Source organism: Flagellimonas okinawensis (genome assembly GCF_029194005.1).
GTDB lineage: Bacteria > Bacteroidota > Bacteroidia > Flavobacteriales > Flavobacteriaceae > Flagellimonas > Flagellimonas okinawensis.
In genome coordinates, this window is the sequence record NZ_JARFVA010000005.1 from 113,648 (window position 1) to 133,024 (window position 19,377).

Here is a 19,377-nt window from a genome sequence, read left to right on the forward strand (position 1 = left end):
AACATTCTTATGCACCAAAAAATTAAATTGGCGTGTTACACAGCTTTAACTTGCCTAATCTTCTCATGCACACCATCCAAGGATGTAGTTTATTTTCAAGATGCCAGCCAATTTGAAACATTGGTCGATGACAATACTTTTACCCCTAAATTCAAGGTAGATGATTTGGTCAGTATTCATGTATCAACCTTGGACCCAGAAGCTAGTGCACCCTTTAATTTATTTAGAGGTGCGGAGGAAGGTGTGGCCATGCGCCCCGAACAGGTAAACTATTTGGTTGATAAAAATGGAGAGATAGACTTTCCGGTGATTGGAAAGGTTAAAATTGAAGGTCTTTCGCCAAGTGAAACTAGGGAACTATTACGTGAGAGATTAAAGGATTACCTAAAAGACCCTATAATTAATATAAGAATCAGAAACTTTACGGTTACGGTACTTGGGTCGGTTAACAGACCGGGAACCTATGCTATAAATGGTGAGCAGATTACCATTATGGAAGCCTTGGGGTATGCAGGTGATATCAATATTAAAGGTAGGAGGGATAATATTATGGTTATTAGGGATTTTGATGGAACGAAAGTATATAATCGAATAAATCTAAATAGCAAGGATGCTTTAAAATCTCCAGTATATTATTTAACACAAAACGACGTTGTATACGTTGAGCCTAACAAATCAGGTAAAACTGCATCAAGTTTAGATCAGAGAGCTTCAATAGCCGTATCTATTATTTCGGTTCTAATAACATCCACAGTAGTTCTATTGACTAGGAATTAATATCCAACAAAAATTAGATTCTTAACATCCATTGCCATCTATGAACAGTTCAGATTTAGATTTAAAAGGACTTGTATCTTCATACTTAAAACATTGGAAGTGGTTCGTTCTTTCCGTTTTTGTAGCTTGTTTTATAGCTTTTATGTATCTACGGTATACGATACCACAATATGAAGCATATGCAAAAGTTCAAATATTGGAAGATAAAGGAGCTGCTTCTGAATTATCTGTTTTAAAAGACCTTGATATTTTTTCTGCGGGTAGTGGTGGACCTAAAATTGTGGATGAAATTGAATTATTAAAGGCTAGAGATAACTTTAAAAAAGTTATTAAAAAATTAAAACTAAATACAAGATATTATGTGCTAGGGAATATCAGGGACAATGAAATTTATGGATCGAAATATCCTTTTGCAATAAATTTTTTGTCACCGGATTCCATTGTTGAGAATTTTGACCATACATTTTATGTCAAAATAATTTCTGAAACCGAATTTAATTATTCAGATGAAGAAGATGGCGTATTTCAAAAATATTCGTTCGGAGCAAATCTCAATACTGATATAGGTGATATCATTTTGCTTCCTGAGACTAAAAATGTTCCCTTATATAAGGATAATGTTATTAGGGTGGAAATAAGGCCTATGTCCTTTGTACTTGGGAATTTGCGTGCTTTGACCAAAATGAAGGTAGCAGGTGAGTTTTCAAATATTATTGATATTTCTTTGATGGACTCAAAAAAGCAGCGTGCGGTTGATATTCTCAATAATCTTGTTGAAATAAATAATGAGAACGCTGTGGCCGATAAAAAGGAAATAGCAGATCGTACCACCACCTTTATTAATGACCGTATTGCAGAAATTTATTCCAATTTATCTTCTGTGGATGAAACTGCTGAAACTTTCAAAGAAAATAGAGGAATTGCGGATTTGGGGTCTCAGTCCAATGTAAACTTTACACAGAGTGCAGCAAGTGAAAAACAATTGCAAGATGCAAATATTCAATTGAACATTGCTAGTTCAATGAAAGATTTGGTTAGTGATCAAGAGGAATATGACTTTATCCCGACTAATGTTGGACTTAATGATCAAGGTATTGCAAGTGCCGCACAGCAATACAATAATCTAGTTGCACAAAGAAACAGATTGCTCAAAAGTTCCAATGAGAAAAACCCGGTTATTGTTAAACTGGATCAACAATTGGATGGTTTAAGAAAAGGGATGCAGTCCAGTTTAAACAATGTTACAAACAACCTGAATTTACAGGTTAATAGTTTGAGCAAACAATTATCTCAAATTAACTCAAGAATTTACGCGGCACCCAGTAATGAAAGAGCTCTTCGGGATATTTCTAGGAAGCAACAGACCACAGAATCATTGTATCTCTACCTGCTGCAAAAAAGAGAGGAATCTCAAATAACCTTTGCATCCGCAGCACCAAAATCAAAGATTATTAATTATGCCTACAGCTCTCCATTTCCTGTAACTCCAAAGCGTAAAATCATTTTTTTAATGGCCTTTATGTTTGGGTTATTGATTCCTTTTTCCATTATTTACGTAAGAGATTTATTGGATGATAAGGTTCATAACAAGTTAGATCTTGAGAAAATCACCGAAGATATTCCTGTAATAGTTGAAGTACCTAAGCTGGGCAAAAAGGATAATAGACTTGTTCAAAAGGACGACAGGTCAGTTTTGGCAGAATCTTTACGTATCTTAAGAACAAACCTAAATTATATTCAAAGGTCGCATAAATCATCTGCCAACAACATCATATTCATTACCTCTAGCGTTCCTGGTGAAGGAAAAACATTTATTTCCTCTAATCTTGCGGCCATTTATGCAAACACAGGAAAGAAGGTATTACTTATTGGGGCTGATATTAGAAATCCAAAATTGTATGACTTTTTCTCTAGTGGTGATGTTGAGCCGGGAAATAAAGTCAAACCTCGAAGAAGTACCAAGGATGGTTTAACAGAATATCTTGTTAATTCAAATTTGAAGATACAGGATATCACGATACCTGCCCAGGTTAATGAAAACGCGATCGATATCATATTCTCTGGAAAAATACCACCAAACCCTACCGAATTATTGATGCAGGATAGGATGGGTGAACTATTTAAGCAGGTATCTGAAATCTACGACTATGTAATTGTTGACACCGCTCCTCTTATGGTTGTAACGGACACTTTGTTGATCAGCGAATATGCAAGTCAAATCCTATATGTTGTTAAAGCTGGTGGTACCGAGAAAAAGGTGTTGAACTTCCCTGTAAAGCTAAAGTCGGAAGGTAAATTAAAAGGGCTTTCATTTGTTGTAAACAATGTAAAACAGTCCAATTTGGGCTATGGCGGAAAATATGGTTATGGATATGGAAAATCCATTAAAAAGTGGTGGAACTTTAGTTGATCAATAAAAGGTTTGGATAGTTCTTTCAATAATCGGAAGTAACTTGGTCAATACCTTTTTAGAAAGCTTTATTTCTTTCAAAAGTTCCAGCTGTCTTATGTTATGAATATCAGACCCTACAAAGTCAATTAAATCGTTCTTTAACAGCTTTTCAGCCATTTTTTGTGCTGCAGCTCCATAGGATTCCGAACTAAGGGAAAGTAAGTTGAGCTGAAACAAGATTCCCTTGGATTTCATGGAGGGATATTTGCCATAACTACCATGGTAGTACATGTAACGTTCTGGATGTGCCAAAATGGGGAAATAGCCATGTCGAGCAATTTCTTCTACTGAAATATCAAAATTGAAGGATGGTTGCAAATAGGACATTTCTATAAGCAAATAGTCCGAACCCAAAGGCATCACCTGTTTTTCCTGTAGTATGTTTTCGAAATTATCATCGATCATATGCTCTGCGGCATAATCGATTTTAATATCGGACAAATCCTTTTTTTTGATTCCCTCCAAAAGCTGGTCATAGGAATTTTTAATGGTCTTTGGGGTATTGTCGTAATGGTTATGCATAATATGGGGCGTACACCTAAAATTGGTAACACCCATTTCCGAGAATGTACGAATGAGTTCCAGGGAGTCCTCAACCGTTTTCGCCCCATCATCGATGCCCGGGAGTATATGATTGTGTATATCCACAAGACCGTGCAAGTAATCGGCCAAATAAACCTTCTTTTGGAAAAAACTGATCATGCATAAAATTTGGACTGCAAAGATAAAGCTTATGTGCTCTTAATTGCTATGATGAAGATCAATTGCTGATTTCCCATGCCGATATATAAAAAAACCGACCCATTACAGGTCGGTCCTAAAGATTCGCTACTTTGTATTTTTTCTAACTAAACTTCTGCTAAGTTACCATTTGTGAACATGCATAGCGGTTAACAAAAGATCAAAAAGGTTAATGAAAGATTAATAGGGTTAACCATTGGGTAATTAGCTGATATATTTTTGTTTATTTAGCGGTATGCTGACCAAAAGAAACCTCTATCTTTTAATTTTTATTGTGGCCGTAATAGGCCTTTTGGTAGTACAGTACCAATATTTGAGGGTTGGACTGGGGCTGGCACGTGCACAGTTCTCCGATAAGATTGATAGGGCCAGGGAGAATATCAACAGCGAACTTTTCGAGGTCAATTCTCTGACCTATACGCTAGGGAATGCCATCCAAAAAGATACCTCCGAGGTGAACATTGGATTGGACAGCCTTGAAAAGGCCTCCAGATATTATTTAAATGATTACATCTCTTACCAATTGAATGTTTCCGGTATAGATGCCCCTTTTTCCTATACGCTCTATTCCCGGGATTCCATTACCTATTTAAGTTCCGAAAGGCCGCACCTCAATGCAAAGGAAAACCTGACCTACCCCATAAGGGTCAAAGGATATCTGCCCGATTTGCTCCAAAAGGAAGTGATCCTGGAAATCGGTTTTGAGGACTTGAACAACTACTTTTTAAGGCAATTAAGAGGACTTATAATTCCTGGGCTCTTATTTCTATTGATGATAATATTTGTGGTCATATGGGTATTGAGATCTTTTTATTCCCAAAGGAGCATCATCACCACGACCAACGATTTTATCAATAACCTGACCCATGAACTGAAGACCCCTGTTTTTTCCATTGGATTGGCCACCAAGATTTTGTCCGAGGACCTTCCGGAGAACAAAAAAGCAGTGGTGGAGCTTATCAGGACGGAATCTGATAGGCTGAAAACACATATCGATAAGGTGTTGGAACTGGCCAGTATGGAATCGGGCAAGAATCTCCTGCAATTGAAAGAAATTGATTTCAAACCGGAACTGGAAAGTATGTGCAATGACTTTTCTTTGCTATCCGAACATTATGGCCAAGTGGACTTTTCCTGTGAACTGGAAGATGGTCCGTACCCCATCAAAGCGGAAAAGTTCCATTTGCAAAATGTTATAGGCAACCTGTTGGAGAATGCCCGAAAATATTCAGATAGACCCATTATCAAATTAAAGGCGATAAAGAACAAGGGGTGGCTGGTAATCACCATATCGGATAACGGCCAAGGCATTGCTGCCGATGACCTCAATAAAATTTTCAGAAAGTATTATCGGGTCAAAAATGGTGATATCCATAAAGTGAAGGGGTATGGCCTGGGATTGTATTACGTTCAGAAAATTATTAAAATGCACCGGGGAAAAATCACGGTGGAAAGCGAATTGGGAAAAGGAACAACATTTACCCTATCCCTTAAACTGACCAAAAATGGATAAGATGTATAAATTACTTTTGGTAGAGGACGATAATTCTTTGGGATACCTGCTATCCGAATATTTGGGGATGAAGGACTTTGCCGTTACCTGGGCAAAGGATGCGGCCGAAGCCATCGTAAAAACAAAGACCAATGTATTCGATCTGGCCATTTTGGATGTTATGCTGCCGGATATGGACGGTTTTGAGCTCTCGCAAAAAATTAAGGGCGTCAACCCGGAACTTCCCTTTATTTTTCTAACGGCACGTTCCCTCAAAATAGATGTATTGAAAGGTTTTTCCATGGGCGCCGTGGATTATCTCAAAAAGCCTATCGATGAGGAAGAATTGGTGGTGCGAATCAATGCCCTGCTATCTCGTTTGGTGCAAGATCAAGAGGAAGAGGAGCATGTTTCGCGCTACGAAATCGGGGATTATGTATTGAACATGGACAATTTTGATCTCAGTTATAAAGGCCAGCCGATCAAATTAACAGGTAAGGAGTTTGACCTCTTGGCGCTATTGGCCAAAAACAAAAACCAATTGTGCACCCACAAGGAAATACTTACCACGGTCTGGGACAAAAACGATTACTTCAACAAAAAGAGTTTGAATGTATTTGTTTCCCATTTGCGAAAACACTTGGGAAAGGATCCGAAACTGAGCATTGTTAATGTGAGCAGAAGGGGTTTTATGCTCCGTATAGAAGAATAGTAAAATACTCTGGCCTGGTTTTTGAGCCTATTTTTTTGAACCTGATTCCCCTTTAAGTTCTATGTTCAAATTATTTAAAAAGAGCCCCAAAAAACCCAATTTGCATCAATTGGACAACCTATATGGACAAACAATCTGTAAATGTCCCTTGATGGAACAGATATCCTATTGCAAAAGACTTATTGAAAGTTCAGAATTCCATTTGTCACAATCTTCAAAGAGTGATGATACCCATCATTTTCAGCGTTTGATGGAAGCAGCACACATTGAATTAAAGCTATTGCAGGCAAAGCGACATGGCTAATTTGCTTTTTTCGTTTACATTGCCCTCAATCTTACTAGGCACAGCTTTAAAAATTTAGTATGTTTAAGTTTCAAAATCAGCGACCATGAAAAAATCGATCCTGCTACTGGCCATATCCTTAATTTGTATCAATTCTTTTGCGACGGAAACCAAGCTTATGGTTCGTGCCAAGGCCAAAGATGCCAAGTTTGTGGGCAGCTCTATTGGAGGAGCCTATGTTATGGTGCGCAACGCCATGAACAATAACATCCTTGCAGAAGGCCTTACCACTGGCAGTACGGGAAACACCGATCTTATAATGAAGAGTTCCCATGATCGATATACACAGCTTTCGGAAGAGTCCACTGCCGGTTTTATGGCCGTAGTGGATATAGACCAACCTACCTTTGTGCGCGTAGAGGTCCTATCGCCAATGAACAGGAAAAATGCGCAGGTACAGGCCAGTACCGAACTTTGGCTCATTCCGGGCAAGGATATTTTGGGCGATGGCATCGTGCTGGAGATACCGGGTTTCATAGTGGATATCCTTAAACCCAATACGCATCAATACATTGCGTTGGAATCCATACCCGAGACCGGTCTGGAAATAGCGGCAAATATTGTAATGATGTGTGGCTGCCCCATTCAGGAAGATGGTATTTGGGACTCCAAACTCATGGAGGTCAAGGCATTGGTATACAAGGATGGTGAACCTTTAGGGGAAATCGCCCTTAAAAACCCTTCACAGAATACATTTACGGGCCAATTGGAAATCACCGAGGCAGGCTATTATCAAATCACGGTGTATGCCTATAATGCAAAAACAGGAAATACCGGGGTGGAGACCATTAACTACGTCGTGCGGGGTTAGACAGCCACGAGGACAATTGATTACATCGTTTTTTGATTGATTTGGTGGGGATAAATTGGTACCTTTTCCGTGCCAAACCAATTCGTGTATTATGCAAAGGCGAGTTTTATCTACCCTATTTGTCCTCACTCTTTTTTTAGCTTGTAATCCTCGCCCAAAGGTCAATCTGTTGGAAGAGGGCATTCCATTGAAAATGGCGGAATACAGGAAGGAACAAGTATCCGATGTTGTCTATTCCCTATCATTTGATATCCCATCGGATAGGCAAGAACCGATTCCGTCAACTTTGCAACTCGACTTGAACATCCATGATCTTTCCCAACCGCTTTACCTTGATTTTAATGCAGATGCATCACTCTTAAAAAGTATCGTGGTAAACGGCCAAGTACAAAAGATTGATCACAAAAAGGAACATATCATTATCACTGAAGATCTTGTCAAGGGCCCGAACTCCATAACCATTGGATTCGATGCAGGAGAACTGTCCCTGAACCGGAACGAGGATTATTTATACACGCTGTTGGTTCCGGATAGGGCAAGCACGCTCTTTCCCTGTTTTGACCAACCCAATATAAAAGCACGGTACCTGCTGGAGATTACGGCACCGGAGGATTGGAAGGTGCTATGTGGTGCCCCTTTGGAAAAAACGACAAAAGTGGGAAATAAGCTGAAACATACGTTTGGGAAAAGTGACCTGATGAGTACTTACCTATTCTCAATGGTGGCCGGGAAGTTCGATTCCATTACGGAGAACCCCGGTGTGTTCGACATGACGATGCTTTTTCGAGAGACCGATTCTACCAAGATCGATTACAGTGTCCCGATCATTTTTGATCTGCACCAACGCTCCATTGACTTTTTAAAGGATTATACCCAATACGATTTCCCGTTTAAAAAACTCGATTTTGCCGCTATTCCTGGATTTCAGTACGGAGGCATGGAACACGTAGGGGCCATCCAATACAGGCAATCATCAATTTTTCTGGACGAGAGTGCCACACAACGGCGCCGAATGGGCAGTGCAAAGCTGATCGCCCATGAAACTTCGCACATGTGGTTCGGTGATATGGTGACCATGGATTGGTTCAACGATGTATGGATGAAGGAAGTTTTCGCCAATTTTATGGCCGATAAGATCATCAACCCCACCTTTCCCGATATCAACCATGCATTACAGTTTATGATGTCCCATTACCAAGGGGCATATGGTGAAGACCGGACAAGGGGGACCAACCCGATCCGACAGCGTTTGGATAATTTAAAGAATGCGGGCAGTCTGTATGGAGGGATCATTTACAACAAGGCACCCATTATGATGCGTCAATTGGAGACCGCCATAGGGGAGAAGGTCTTTAGGGATGGCATACGGGAATATATTTCCAAACATGCATACGACAACGCTACTTGGAACGATCTGGTGACCATTTTGGACAAGAGAACCCCGGTCAATTTAAAGGACTGGAGCGAAGTATGGGTCAATCAATCGGGTAGACCCATCCTCACTGAGCAAATCATTTATCAGGGAAATACCATAAAAAATCTAACCATCACACAACATGCAGAGGACGGTAGCGCCAAATTATGGCCGCAATCTTTTGAGATTACCCTGGTGTACCCCGATAGTACCAGGATTATTCCGGTGACCATCTCACAGCAAGAAGTACGAGTGGATTTGGCAACGGGGCTTCCAAAACCAGAGGCCATCATCTATAATACCAACGCCTTTGGCTATGGTGTGTTCCCGATGGCGACTTCTGAAATGGACATCATTCCAAGATTGGATGATGAAGTGGCACGTGGATATGCCTATCTCAATACCTACGAAAATGCGCTGTCCGGAAAAATTTCACCGTTGCAAACTTTCGATCTGTTGATGAAAGGGGTACGCCAAGAGGAAAACGAATTTGTACACAGTATGCTCTGTGGACAAGCAAGCAGCATTTATTGGAACTTCATGAACGAAGACCAACGTGCGGACAGGCAATTGTCCGTAGAAGCATTGTTATGGGATGAACTGTTTAAAAAAGGGATTGACCCCAATATTAAAAAGGACTTGTTTGGGCTGTGGAAGGCCATCGCATATTCCAAGGAAGCCACAGAACGTTTATACCATGTTTGGGATAAGAGCATTGAGATTCCCGATCTTAAATTAAACCAGGATGATTTTAGCAACATGGCGTTGACCCTGGCACTTTTTGAACATGAAAGCTCCAATGAAATACTGGAGAAGGCCAAAAGCCAGCTAAAAAACCAGGATAAGGTAAAGCGCTTTGAGTTTTTGATCCCAGCGCTCTCACCCGACGAAGCCGTTCGGGATGCGTTTTTTGAATCCTTGCAAGTAGCGGCCAATCGGGAAAAGGAATCCTGGGTAGCCACTGCAGCGGGTTATATTCACCACCCCCTTCGCCAAAAAAGTGCCATAAAGCATGTACCCATGGCTTTGGAACTTTTGGAGGAGATTCAAAAAACCGGAGATATATTCTTTCCTAAGAGATGGCTGTCCGCCACGGTGGGGCAATACCAATCCGAAGAGGCATTGGAGCTCGTGGAGAAATACCTAGAGGATCACCCCAATGTTAATTCTTCCTTAAAAGGAAAATTGCTTCAGGCTACGGACAATCTGTATCGTTTTGTAAATCAGCAATAAACGAATTCCACTCCAGGGATATGTAACCTAAGTTACCGTAGAAAGGTTATAAATAACTGTTTTTCAACATGTTAATGATGTAAATCATAGGATTGTACGAGCCTTGATTCTACCTTAGATGCTGTAATTCTATAAATACGAGTACCATGAAAAAAATTTTAATGTTGGTGTTCGTTGTTCTTGGAACAGTGACACTAATGGCACAGGACAGGGATAGGGACAGAGTCCAAGATCCCGAACAAGATCGAGACCGTTTAATGTTGGTCGATGGCGATGTACTTCAAATTCGTGATCGCGACCAAATTCGTTTGCAAGACCCCATAACTTTGGCAGATGGAACGGTTGTTAACCCCAATGGAACCTACTTTACACAAGATAGGGACAGACTTAGATTAAAAGATGGAGAGTGTTTGGACAATGACGGTGTAAAATACCGAAACGAATATCAGTATCGTTACAAAGTGATGCAATCTGATAAGGGGCTAACCAATGCCCAAGTCCAAGAGCGTAACCAAAATAGGTTCCAGTTGATGCTTATTGACGGGGAAGTTTATCAAATCAAGACCCAATCACAAAATAGATTGCAAGAACGACTTGAGCTTGCCAATGGAATGGCCGTTGATCCAGATGGCACTTACATGACTCGAGATCGTCAGCAACTAAGGCTTCAAGATGGTGAATGTTTGAACTTAGCAGGTGAGAAATTCACCAATATGTACAAGCATCGTAAAATGATGATCAACAAGAATATGAAATCCATCAAAAACATGAAGTCAAAAAAATCCATCAATAAGACCGCCCTTAAGAAAAAAGGAGGTCAAATTATGTGATGGAACTGGGTTCGGGGCTTGGTCGTTGGCCAATGGCCAAGCCCTTTTTTCTTATCAAAATATATAAGCCATGAAACGTTTGCTCTTGTTTTGGGGGCTGTTCATATCGATGGCCCCGTTGATGTTCTCGCAAAAAACGGATAAAGATAGATCCGAAAAGGAAGACTCTTATATATTGATGGACTTAAGTTATATCAACGACGCCGTTTTTATGGGCCGACGGGATTCCATTGCGGCACCTTATATACTGCCATCCATTGGATATTATGACAGATCAGGTCTCTTTGCGGATGTAACGGTTTCTTACCTTACAGGCTCGGAGGAACAGCGAGTCGACCTTTTCTATATTACCGGAGGGTACCTTTTCGATGCCGATAATTGGAGCGGAGGAATTTCCGGAACTGCTTACTTTTACAACGATGCCAGTTATAACGTACAATCCGAAGTGGTTGCGGATATTACCGGCCTCCTTAGTTACGATTTTAAATTAATGGAGCTTTCGCTATATGTGAGCTCTTATTTTAACAAGAACAGTTCACCGGATATTTTTTTGGGCGGTATACTGGACAGGACCTTTTACGCCATGGACCGGCACTTGTTGATCTCCCCAAGGATTTCAGCGTTCGCAGGGTCACAGTATTTTTATGAGGAATATTATACCACGAGTCGATTGGGCAACCGTAAAAGCGGGACCAACGGACAGGGGAGTGGTCAAGGGGGCAGCACGGAACCGGTTACGGAGGTTACCACCGTTGAAATATCGGAGGCTTCCGAGTTCAATATCCTAAACGTGGAACTCAGTGTGCCGTTACAGTATCATTTTGATCAGTTTATTGTATCATTTACGCCTACTTGGGCGTTTCCACAGACCAGTGCCACCCTTACTACCGATACGGATGTTTTTCAAGAAGAACTGGATAACGTTTTCTATTGGTCGGTGGGCTTAAGTTATTGGTTCCATACCAATAAGAAGGATTAAACGATCTTATCGCTTTGGCAAATAAAGTTTAAAGGTTTTTTGTGCAGTTGTAATTTGATCCAAATGGCCCATAAATGTTTTGTCCTTCATTAAAAAATGGATGTGTACAAAACTATCCGTATGGGTAAAAATGCCCTGATGGTTTTTTGAGTAGAATCCGATCAATTCCCCTTTGGTATCCTTGAAAGAAAATTTCTGGGATTTGACACCCTCCCTATAGCCATCAACTTCCGGTAGCCTGGGCGTTACAATATGGGCCGTAAGATCATCAAAATTGCCAGTTACCCTGAACGGGAAAGCTTGATTGGAATCCAGTCCATATTCCTGTGCAATCTGTTCCACTTTTTGTTGAATGTCGCCAACGCTGTTGAATACTCCTTCAATCTTGAACATCTTCCATTGGTCCACACTTCCATACACAAAAAAAGGGGATTTGATGTCCCAACTTTCACCTACTTGATAAGCACCTTCCGTAAAAGCGGATGCATAATAAGGATGGCCATCCACCACGGTGATCTCACCTTTCATTTTATCATATGGTCCCATTCCATAAAGGTGTTTTTTGTTGGAAAGGGTATCCAGCCAAATATGAATGTCGTAGGTGTTTCCCATATCCTTCATGGCGCCAATGGGACGCACTTTTGAGGATTGGGCGTGTAATTGGGAAAAAAACACAATGGATAGGAATGCAAGGGAAAGATTTTTTAATGTCATCTTATGAATTATAGAATTATGTTGAAAAGATAGCCCGAAACAATGATACAGAGCATGACGACCCCAAAGAATATTCCAATAAGCTTCAAGCTCATCACTTTTTTGAGCAACATGGCCTCGGGCAGTGATAACCCGACCACGCCCATCATAAACGCAATGGCCGTTCCTAAAGGAATGCCCTTGTCCACCAAAACCTGTACAATGGGCAATATACCAGAAGCATTGGAATACATGGGGACGGATAAAATGGTGGCAATAGGGACCGCAAAGAGGTTATCCTTGTCCATGTATTTTTCAAAGAACCCCTCGGGCACGTAGCCATGCATAAGCCCGCCGATGGCAATCCCAATGATCACATAGGGCAGTACTCCTTTTAAAATTTTAATGGCCTCGGCCCAAATTACCGGTAATCTTTGGCGAAAGCTTTGCTTTTCTTCCTCAAACTTTTCTTGATCTTTCTGTGCATTGGCCAATACTTCTTTGACCCATGGGGTAAGTAAGCTTTCCAGTTTAAGTTTTTGGAGTGTGAGCCCTGAAACGGTTCCCAGTAACACCCCGCTAAGTACATAGAGTATAGTGGTTTTAACTCCAAACAATCCTATAAAAAGACCAATAGCTACCTCGTTTACCAATGGTGACGTGACCAAAAAGGCAAAGGTGACGCCCAAGGGGATACCGCCCCGGACAAACGCGATGAACAAAGGCACAGAAGAACAGGAGCAAAAGGGTGTCACCACCCCGAACAGACTCGCCATCAGGAATTCACCGCCATATAGTTTTTTTCTGGAAAGATAATTTTTGACGCGATCGATAGGAAAATAGCTGTTGACGATACCCATTAAAAACACAACCGAGAACAACAACAGCAATATTTTGATACTGTCATAAATAAAAAAATCCAAGGCTTGGGCCAAATGGGCCTCACGGTCCATCCCCAACACATCGTAGGTGAACCAATGGGCCATATTTTCTAGCCAGTCGAACATGGTGGTTAAAGTTGGTTATTGTAGGGCAGCGAGTACTTCTTCCTTGGAGGGTACTCGACCTTTTATAACTACATTTCCATCGATTACCAGGGCTGGTGTGGCCATTACATTGAATTTCATGATATTGACGATATCCTCCACTTTCTCAATAGAGGCATCGATCTTGTTTTCGTCAATCACTTCTTTTACAACACTTGTCAGGTTTTGACACTTGGGGCAACCAGTACCCAAGATTTGAATGGAACGTTTCATCGTAACTAATTTGTGTATGTTGAAACCAGTATTCTGATTTCATCGCTAATTTACGATGGTATAAAACTGCATACTGTGATATATGTCACATAGTAGCTTAAGGAGGAAAAAATTTTTGGCAACTACTTTAAAATCGAAAACTTAAACCGGAATGAAAGTTGATTTTATTTTGGTTGCAATAAGCAAAGGTAAGAAATGAGTTTACCAATATTTAACGTGAGCCTTTATACCAAATACTCTTTCAATACCTCAATTTTGGAAGATTTTCTCAATCTTGCCAAAGCTTTTACCTTTATTTGTCTTACCCTTTCGGTTGTCAAGTCTAAATTAAGGGCAATTTGTTCCAAACCCATGGTATCATTGATTCCGATTCCAAAGTACATTTTAATGATATATGCTTCACGATAGGTCAGTATTTCCAAAATATCATTTAGCTCTAATTTTAATGAACCTTTGAGCAAGTTTTGTTCCGGGCCAATGGTATCATCAGAATGCATGATATCGTGTAAGTTGAAACCCTCCTCCCCAACGTTTAACGATTCATCCATGGAAATGGGCCAAGAAGAATGTTTTAAACAAAGTCGTATCTCTGCTAGTGATGAATCTATTAATTCGGATATTTCTTCTGCTGTTGGAGGTCTTTGGTTGACTTGTTCGAAATGGGAAGAAGCCTGGTTAATTTTATTGATGACATTTATTTTGTTCAAGGGTAACCTGACCATTCTTGATTTTTCGGATAGTGCCTGTATGATGCCTTGACGTATCCACCATACTGCATAGGAAATAAATTTAAAGCCACGGGTTTCATCAAATTTTGTGGCGGCTTTTACCAATCCAAGATTCCCCTCATTGATAAGATCGTGAAGATTCATACCTCTTGACTGGTATTGTTTGGCAACCGAGACCACAAACCTCAAATTGGCGGATACTAATTTCTCCAATGCAGGAATATCCCCATTTCTGATTCGAATTGTTAATTCGACCTCTTCTTGCTCGGTAATCATTGGGATACGGCTTATATCACTAAGATATAGGGTAAGGGAAGGGGTATCCCTTTTGGTAATCTGTTTTGATATGGATAGAGGTCTCATAGTATTTCTTTTGTATTAGGTCTTAGTCCTTACATAAATGAGGTTTCCATTACCCTTGGGATTTTTTCTGGAACCTATTTCTATTTGACCCAAGGATTTGACCATGGGTGTCAGTTTTCGGAATCCGTAATTTCTTGAATCAAAATTGGGATGCTTTTTTTGGAGCAGCGTACCAACCTCGCCCAAGAATGCCCAGCCTTCTTCATCCTCCACGTCTGCAATGGTGGTAAGAATCAGGTCGATTACCTTTGGGGTGATTTTGTCAATTTTATTTTTATCGTTCTTCTGCAGAGTGTTGGATTCACCTAATTGGGGTTTATGCAGTATTTCCAGATAAATAAACTTATCACAGGAAACTATAAATGGGTCCGGCGTCTTTCTTTCACCGATACCAAATACGGTCATTCCAGCTTCTCTTAGGCGTATGGCAAGTCTTGTAAAGTCACTATCACTGGAAACTAAGGCAAAACCATTTACCTTTCCAGAATAGAGGATGTCCATCGCATCTATGATCATGGCGCTATCTGTAGAGTTTTTGCCTGTAGTGTACCCATATTGTTGAACTGGGGTAATGGCATTTTTAAGAAGAACATCTTTCCATTTAACTAAACTTGGTTTAGTCCAGTCCCCGTAAATCCTCTTAATGCTGGGGTTGCCATATTTTGCAATCTCCTCCAACATTTCTTTGACATATTTAGATGGAATATTATCGCCATCTATTAATACGGCAAGGTTTAAATCTTTATCCATAAAATTACTCCTCGTTCCTTTTCAAGTACTCATTTTTATAGACCGCCTTTGCAAGAAGCTCTCTTTTTTCCTTGGATTTTTTGGTAAATTCTTGATTGCTCCTAATGTTTTTTAATTGTTTAGTGTTTCGAACTTTATTTCTATATCTTTTTAAAGCTCTTTCTATGTTTTCACCAGGAACCAATTTAATTTTAAGCATATCTGATTTTTAAAGTATTATTTTGAATACGGCCATAGAACAATACTTTTTTCAAGCATGGTCCTTTTCAAGAAATATGGGGATTCCTTGACCAGTACAATTTTAGACTTAGGCATCACTGGCCCTTGATGAGGCTATTGTTTCAAGCAAAAAATACTAAGAAGCGGCTCTGGGTAATGGGAAATATGTAATGAAGAGCTATCTTTTTATTTAAGGATTGGAGCAATCGTTGTCCTTAATACATAATGGAATGTAAAGGAAAGGATTTAAATTGAGAGTAAACCTGTTTATTCCATTTATTTTGAAGGGATACCCTCTATTTATTGTTGAAAATAAACCTATTGACGCTCGTTGTTTGATTACTTTCCGATACAGAAGTTACTTTTCCTTATTTTATAGGGTTTCCCAGAGTTTTGAGGTGTAATAGAGGTGTAAAAAAGTTAAGATAATCAAACATTGTTGATGTCTTTTAAGTTATTCAAAATGAAATTCATTTACTGTAGTACTCCATAATTGAGAAGACAGGAATAGGAAAATTTCAATCTCCGATATATGGATGAATTTATAAGTTCTAATTATTGCCGTTTAATTTTAACATAAAAATATAATGTTTGCACGGCACAAATATATAATTTTAACACGTCATGAATATATAGTTTTTATACAACACAAATGTATAATATTAAGACAACCATAAATTAAATGTATATGGCAGCACCTCATGTAAAATTGGCTCGGGCACTGGAAGCTCTTAAAGAATTACAAGATAAGGGCATCACTGCAATCAAAACTTCTGAATTGACTCGGGTCAATCGAGAAAGGTTGACAGAGAATGGATTTATTCGACAAGTTATCCAAGGTTGGTACATTATGGTACCACCGGAAGAACAACAAGGAGATAGTACGTCATGGTACGCCAATTATTGGAATTTTTGTTCACGATATTTGTCAGATCGTTATGGGGACACTTATTGTATCTCGGCCGATCAATCTTTGCTTCTTCATGCAGGTAACCAAACCGTTCCCTTTCAATTGATCATAAGGGCTGTAAATGGCACCAATTCCATTACTAATTTCCTATATGGTACATCTTTGTTCACAATGAAGTCCACTTTGCCGGAAAAGGCTGAAATAATGAATTGGGAAGGTCTGCGCATGCTTACTTTATCGTCGGCCTTGGTCAATTGTTCCCCAACTGTTTTTAATGGCAACAGCCCGGAGGTGAGGAGTGCATTGGCAATGGTATCGGATGCTTCAGAAATTCTTGGTTTGCTGCTCGAAGGTGGACATTCGGTAATCGCTGGTAGATTGGCAGGTGCTTTCAGAAATATTGGACGTGATAAAATAGCGGATGAAATTCTCAAGACCATGAAAAGAGCAGGGTTTGATGTTCGAGAAAGTGACCCGTTCAATGAAAAGTTCCCCGTCCAATTATCGTTAAGGGATAGATCACCCTATGTAAACCGGATTCGATTGCTCTGGCATCAAATGCGAAGTGTTGTGATAGAGAATTTTCCTGATGCACCAGGGTTGCCACAAGATCGGGATAAATACATGAAGGAAGTAGCGGATATTTATGTTACCGATGCATATCATTCTTTGTCCATTGAACGGTATAGGGTGACCATAGAACTTATTGAACGTGTGAGAAGTGGTGATTGGAACCCGAAAGAAAACGAAGTGGACAGAAAACAAAGGGACGCCATGGCTGCACGGGGTTATTGGTTGGCATCCCAAAAGGTCAGGGACAGTATCAAACGGATACTTAATAAAGAGAACGCTGGAAATGTACTGGATGATGACCATGGAGATTGGTACCGTGAACTTTTTGCACCTAGTGTGACCTCGGGTATTCTTAATGCTTCTGATCTTGCGGGCTATCGAAATGATCAGGTATATATAGGTGGATCAATGCATGTGCCCTTAAACAAGGAAGCAATTAGGGATACGATGCCAGAATTGTTCGATCTATTGAAAAAGGAAGAAAATGCAGCTGTCAGGGCAGTTTTAGGGCATTTTATCTTTGTTTACATTCACCCGTATATGGATGGAAATGGTCGAATGGGTAGGTTCTTGATGAATGTTATGCTAGCCTCGGGCGGATATCCGTGGACCGTAATACCTGTGGAGCAAAGGGATGCCTATATGAAAGCCTTGGAAGAAGCAAGTGTTAAAGGCGACATTGGACCATTTGCAAAATTTATGGGATGGTTGGTCAAAGAAGGAATGAAAGGGACCCCAGTGGCAAAGATTTAAAATAAAGTTCAATCCTTAACTTGATAAAATTTTAAGGGGTTATAATAAAAGAAGCCCTTGTTTGTTTTCCGGGACATCGAAAAACAGGGCAGTGCCCTGGGACTTCCTATCAGGACACCGATGACTTCACTCGCTCCACTTTCCGTTCGCTCACTTGCCACCGGGTCTGATGGAGTTCCCAAGGGCCCATGTGGAACCTCTCAAGGCCAGGCCCTGTTTTACCAGTAAATAGGGTATCCATTTCCTTGAAAACCCAAGGGTTTTACTACGTCATGTACCCTCCCGATTTCCTAGTAAAAGCCTTGACAGAACCCCCTTCTTTCATTGTGCCGTGCACGAAGGAAACCAAACGAACGCCCCTTAAAATTTGGGCAACAACGACCAAAGGAACCATGGGGCGATCATTAATCCTTTAAACCTTTATAGCATGGGAAATTTACGTAACAAAGTACAGTTGATCGGTAACGTGGGGCAGGACCCTGTAATCACCGATTTTGAGAACGGAAAGCGCATGGCACGGGTGAACCTGGCTACCAACGAACACTACAAGAACAATCAAGGGGAGCGGGTGACCAATACCGAATGGCACACCTTGATCGCATGGGGAAAGCTCGTGGACATCATCGAGGGATTCGTGGCCAAGGGCAAGGAGATTGCCGTCGAGGGAAAACTTACCCATAGGTCCTACGAGGACAAGGAAGGGAACAAACGCTATGTGAGCGAGATAGTGGTGAGCGAGATCTTATTGTTGGGAGGCAACAATGAGGATTAGGGTATTTGGGCGCTCCATGGTTCGGGGCGCCATATTCCTTTAACTTCCAATACCCAAAAGATGGAACACAAAGTCAATGAAATACAGATCAGTTACCGGGAGAAGCTCGTGACCCTCAGATCGCTCTCAATCACAAATTCCAAGGAAGTGTCCCAACTCCTATATAAGAATTGGGATGCCGATACCATTGGATTGCACGAGACCTTCAAGATCGTACTGTTGAACCGCTCCAACAAGGTCAAGGGAATCTATCCGCTGTCCCACGGAGGCATCACGGGGACCCTGGTGGACATGCGCATCCTTTTTGCCATCGTGCTCAAGACACTTTCAGTGGGGATCATCCTGGCCCATAACCACCCATCGGGACAGTTGAAGGCCAGCGAAATGGACAGACAGCTGACCCAAAAGATCCAACGGGCGGCGCAATTGTTCGATGTCCAGGTATTGGACCATTTGATACTTGCTCCCGATGGCAGCTATTATAGTTTTGCCGATAATGGATTGATGTGATATCCAACAATCCGTACGAAGGGGAATTGTGATAAATGGAACCGATCAGGCCCAATCATTATG

19 protein-coding genes are annotated in these 19,377 nt (G+C 40.7%); 12 read left to right on the top strand and 7 right to left on the bottom strand.

The genetic code is table 11. The features are described from left to right. Positions 1-9 precede the first annotated feature (9 nt). A complete protein-coding gene (locus PY091_RS14050) occupies positions 10-777 on the top strand; it encodes a polysaccharide biosynthesis/export family protein (RefSeq protein ID WP_417957296.1) in 768 nt (255 codons plus the stop codon). 40 nt (positions 778-817) lie between these two features. After that, the gene (locus PY091_RS14055; protein WP_275650292.1) at positions 818-3,187 is read left to right on the top strand and encodes a GumC family protein; all 2,370 of its coding nucleotides are present in this window, start codon (positions 818-820) and stop codon (positions 3,185-3,187) included. On the opposite strand, the gene PY091_RS14060 is transcribed toward PY091_RS14055, so the two are convergent. Beyond that, entirely contained in the window at positions 3,188-3,931 is a 744-nt protein-coding gene (locus PY091_RS14060; protein ID WP_275650293.1) for a tyrosine-protein phosphatase, read from the bottom strand. Between the two features lie 274 nt (positions 3,932-4,205). Between PY091_RS14060 and PY091_RS14065 the strand changes: the two genes are divergently transcribed. From PY091_RS14065 to PY091_RS14095, 7 genes are all read left to right on the top strand, one after another. Next, a complete protein-coding gene (locus tag PY091_RS14065) occupies positions 4,206-5,483 on the top strand; it encodes a sensor histidine kinase (protein ID WP_275650294.1) in 1,278 nt (425 codons plus the stop codon). Between the two features lies 1 nt (position 5,484). Further along, on the top strand, positions 5,485-6,174 hold the full coding sequence (locus PY091_RS14070; RefSeq protein WP_313790389.1) for a response regulator transcription factor: 690 nt from the start codon (positions 5,485-5,487) through the stop codon (positions 6,172-6,174). Between the two features lie 151 nt (positions 6,175-6,325). Next, positions 6,326-6,478, top strand: coding sequence for a hypothetical protein (locus PY091_RS14075; RefSeq protein ID WP_275650296.1), 153 nt, complete (start codon positions 6,326-6,328; stop codon positions 6,476-6,478). A gap of 85 nt (positions 6,479-6,563) precedes the next feature. Further along, positions 6,564-7,328: a hypothetical protein gene (locus PY091_RS14080; RefSeq protein ID WP_275650297.1), complete on the top strand. Its 765-nt coding sequence runs from the start codon at positions 6,564-6,566 to the stop codon at positions 7,326-7,328. A 91-nt stretch (positions 7,329-7,419) separates the two neighbouring features. Continuing rightward, a complete protein-coding gene (locus tag PY091_RS14085) occupies positions 7,420-9,975 on the top strand; it encodes a M1 family metallopeptidase (protein WP_275650298.1) in 2,556 nt (851 codons plus the stop codon). Positions 9,976-10,121: 146 nt separating this feature from the next. Further along, complete coding sequence (locus tag PY091_RS14090; protein ID WP_275650299.1) at positions 10,122-10,805, top strand: DUF6799 domain-containing protein; 684 nt, start codon at positions 10,122-10,124, stop codon at positions 10,803-10,805. A gap of 70 nt (positions 10,806-10,875) precedes the next feature. After that, positions 10,876-11,784 carry a hypothetical protein gene (locus PY091_RS14095; RefSeq protein WP_275650300.1) on the top strand — a complete coding sequence of 303 codons (909 nt, stop codon included), beginning with the start codon at positions 10,876-10,878 and terminating at the stop codon, positions 11,782-11,784. 6 nt (positions 11,785-11,790) lie between these two features. Here the strand turns inward: PY091_RS14095 and PY091_RS14100 are convergent, their stop codons facing one another. The 6 genes from PY091_RS14100 to PY091_RS14125 form a co-directional block, all read right to left on the bottom strand. Then, positions 11,791-12,498 (bottom strand): acetolactate decarboxylase, encoded by a 708-nt coding sequence (locus PY091_RS14100; protein WP_275650301.1) that lies wholly within the window; start codon positions 12,496-12,498, stop codon positions 11,791-11,793. An 8-nt stretch (positions 12,499-12,506) separates the two neighbouring features. Then, positions 12,507-13,484, bottom strand: a complete 978-nt coding sequence (locus PY091_RS14105) for a permease (protein ID WP_275650302.1) — start codon at positions 13,482-13,484, stop codon at positions 12,507-12,509. A gap of 15 nt (positions 13,485-13,499) precedes the next feature. Beyond that, entirely contained in the window at positions 13,500-13,736 is a 237-nt protein-coding gene (locus tag PY091_RS14110) for a thioredoxin family protein (protein ID WP_275650303.1), read from the bottom strand. Between the two features lie 224 nt (positions 13,737-13,960). After that, complete coding sequence (locus PY091_RS14115) at positions 13,961-14,827, bottom strand: sigma-70 family RNA polymerase sigma factor (protein ID WP_275650304.1); 867 nt, start codon at positions 14,825-14,827, stop codon at positions 13,961-13,963. A 15-nt stretch (positions 14,828-14,842) separates the two neighbouring features. Next, complete coding sequence (locus PY091_RS14120; protein ID WP_275650305.1) at positions 14,843-15,577, bottom strand: NYN domain-containing protein; 735 nt, start codon at positions 15,575-15,577, stop codon at positions 14,843-14,845. A 4-nt stretch (positions 15,578-15,581) separates the two neighbouring features. Continuing rightward, positions 15,582-15,776, bottom strand: a complete 195-nt coding sequence (locus tag PY091_RS14125) for a small ribosomal subunit protein bS21 (protein WP_275650306.1) — start codon at positions 15,774-15,776, stop codon at positions 15,582-15,584. 708 nt (positions 15,777-16,484) lie between these two features. Here PY091_RS14125 and PY091_RS14130 point away from each other — a divergent pair. The 3 genes from PY091_RS14130 (at position 16,485) to PY091_RS14140 (ending at position 19,314) form a co-directional block, all read left to right on the top strand. After that, entirely contained in the window at positions 16,485-18,032 is a 1,548-nt protein-coding gene (locus PY091_RS14130) for a Fic family protein (RefSeq protein WP_275650307.1), read from the top strand. Between the two features lie 427 nt (positions 18,033-18,459). After that, positions 18,460-18,804: a single-stranded DNA-binding protein gene (locus PY091_RS14135; protein WP_275650308.1), complete on the top strand. Its 345-nt coding sequence runs from the start codon at positions 18,460-18,462 to the stop codon at positions 18,802-18,804. A gap of 60 nt (positions 18,805-18,864) precedes the next feature. Next, entirely contained in the window at positions 18,865-19,314 is a 450-nt protein-coding gene (locus PY091_RS14140; protein WP_275650309.1) for a JAB domain-containing protein, read from the top strand. The last annotated feature ends 63 nt before the right edge of the window (positions 19,315-19,377 follow it).

Bases quoted from the DNA above. Each gene is read 5' to 3' on its own strand.
- PY091_RS14050 (WP_417957296.1), top strand. From the start codon at position 10: ATGCACCAAAAAATTAAATTGGCGTGTTACACAGCTTTAACTTGCCTA.
- PY091_RS14055 (WP_275650292.1), top strand. From the start codon at position 818: ATGAACAGTTCAGATTTAGATTTAAAAGGACTTGTATCTTCATACTTA.
- PY091_RS14060 (WP_275650293.1), bottom strand. From the start codon at position 3,931: ATGATCAGTTTTTTCCAAAAGAAGGTTTATTTGGCCGATTACTTGCAC.
- PY091_RS14065 (WP_275650294.1), top strand. From the start codon at position 4,206: ATGCTGACCAAAAGAAACCTCTATCTTTTAATTTTTATTGTGGCCGTA.
- PY091_RS14070 (WP_313790389.1), top strand. From the start codon at position 5,485: ATGTATAAATTACTTTTGGTAGAGGACGATAATTCTTTGGGATACCTG.
- PY091_RS14075 (WP_275650296.1), top strand. From the start codon at position 6,326: ATGGAACAGATATCCTATTGCAAAAGACTTATTGAAAGTTCAGAATTC.
- PY091_RS14080 (WP_275650297.1), top strand. From the start codon at position 6,564: ATGAAAAAATCGATCCTGCTACTGGCCATATCCTTAATTTGTATCAAT.
- PY091_RS14085 (WP_275650298.1), top strand. From the start codon at position 7,420: ATGCAAAGGCGAGTTTTATCTACCCTATTTGTCCTCACTCTTTTTTTA.
- PY091_RS14090 (WP_275650299.1), top strand. From the start codon at position 10,122: ATGAAAAAAATTTTAATGTTGGTGTTCGTTGTTCTTGGAACAGTGACA.
- PY091_RS14095 (WP_275650300.1), top strand. From the start codon at position 10,876: ATGAAACGTTTGCTCTTGTTTTGGGGGCTGTTCATATCGATGGCCCCG.
- PY091_RS14100 (WP_275650301.1), bottom strand. From the start codon at position 12,498: ATGACATTAAAAAATCTTTCCCTTGCATTCCTATCCATTGTGTTTTTT.
- PY091_RS14105 (WP_275650302.1), bottom strand. From the start codon at position 13,484: ATGTTCGACTGGCTAGAAAATATGGCCCATTGGTTCACCTACGATGTG.
- PY091_RS14110 (WP_275650303.1), bottom strand. From the start codon at position 13,736: ATGAAACGTTCCATTCAAATCTTGGGTACTGGTTGCCCCAAGTGTCAA.
- PY091_RS14115 (WP_275650304.1), bottom strand. From the start codon at position 14,827: ATGAGACCTCTATCCATATCAAAACAGATTACCAAAAGGGATACCCCT.
- PY091_RS14120 (WP_275650305.1), bottom strand. From the start codon at position 15,577: ATGGATAAAGATTTAAACCTTGCCGTATTAATAGATGGCGATAATATT.
- PY091_RS14125 (WP_275650306.1), bottom strand. From the start codon at position 15,776: ATGCTTAAAATTAAATTGGTTCCTGGTGAAAACATAGAAAGAGCTTTA.
- PY091_RS14130 (WP_275650307.1), top strand. From the start codon at position 16,485: ATGGCAGCACCTCATGTAAAATTGGCTCGGGCACTGGAAGCTCTTAAA.
- PY091_RS14135 (WP_275650308.1), top strand. From the start codon at position 18,460: ATGGGAAATTTACGTAACAAAGTACAGTTGATCGGTAACGTGGGGCAG.
- PY091_RS14140 (WP_275650309.1), top strand. From the start codon at position 18,865: ATGGAACACAAAGTCAATGAAATACAGATCAGTTACCGGGAGAAGCTC.